Annotated in this window: 1 protein-coding gene; it reads right to left on the bottom strand. The window is 41.9% G+C overall.

The features are described 5' to 3' along the window. Positions 1-348: 348 nt before the first annotated feature. The coding region (locus tag ACHEVO_RS12965) for a YadA family autotransporter adhesin (protein ID WP_394125179.1) at positions 349-1,352 on the bottom strand (1,004 nt) is incomplete at its 5' end.

Genomic DNA, 1,352 nt, shown 5'->3' with positions numbered 1-1,352 from the left:
TGTCAACTTCTTTTTTTAATTTGTTTCAACAAGTTAACTGGGTTATTAATGTGTAATCTACACACTAGCTACTTCCAACTCGTCTTGATGAGGTGCGTATTATAGACGCTATATTTATTTAGTCAAGAAGTATTTTCTATTTAATTCAAACAATTTACATCGTCCAAATCAGTAATCCACTTCCCTTTCGACTGGGTGGCATTATACGGAGTTTTAGATAGAAAACAAGAAGAGTTTTCAAAAACATTTTAACTTGATAAATTGAATTGATTGAGCCTACTATTAAGGAAAATAGTAGGCTCAAGTATTTCTCTATTTCTCTATTTCTCTATTTCTTAGATCTACATATTAGTCGAAAGTATAGCTTACGCCAACATTGCCACCATTTTGGCTGCCACTACCACCAAAAGCACTACTGATAGAAAACTGTCCGTCAGATGTAGTGTAACCGACACCAAATGCGTACCCTGTCTCACCTTCCCATGTACCACCGCCCAGACCAACACTTACTTTACCTGGCGTGTTGGGATAACGTAGAGCACCGAAAGCAAGCGCACCCGCTACTGCTGAGTGAGTCTCACCTTCTAAATCATTTATTCTTCTATCTGTATAACCAAAGGCTTCCGCACGATTTTGGTTAAGCTGAGAAACGTTAACTGCATCATTTGAAGTAATACCAGCGGCAACATTGGTAATTCGACGCTGGTTGTTTGCACTGCCTACCGATACGGTATTATCTGCCGTTGATTGTGAGTTTGCTCCTAATGCTACCGCATTGCTATGAGTCGCACTGCTATTAGCACCGATAGATACTGCATTAGCTGCTTGGACGTTCACCGACTCACCGATAGCAACAGAGTTTGAGGCATTAGTCTCGTTAGCAAAGGTTGGTGCACTATTAGTACCAACTGTGGCCGCTGTAGCACCAACTGTCGCATTACTACCTAACACTACTGAATTACTAGTAGTATCACCGATAATGTTGTCGTTGCCAACTGCATAATTAGCGCTTCCACCGATAATATTTGGGTCTCCAAACGCACCTGAGCGATCACCTGAAACGATGTTGCCATTACCCACGCTGGTAGATTGATCTCCAGTCACCGTATTGTTAGTGCCCATAGCGATGCTGTCCTTACCTTTAGATTGAGCATTAACCCCAATTGCTATTGCACCGTCAGCAGTAGCGCCATTGCTGTTATAATTGCCTGCATCTTCACTGTCACTAGAGCCATTAACGCTAAAGAAGCGAGCTTGGCTGTCTTCGATTTTACTTTCTAATTCAGTTTTAGCTGCTTCGCTAATACCTGAGTCGCCTTTATCACCTTTAGCACCGTCGATACCATCTTGAC

The organism is Psychrobacter nivimaris (assembly GCF_043419765.1).
Classification (GTDB): domain Bacteria; phylum Pseudomonadota; class Gammaproteobacteria; order Pseudomonadales; family Moraxellaceae; genus Psychrobacter.
Note: the sequence above shows the minus strand (reverse complement) of the source record. Positions and strands in the feature narration are given on the sequence as shown.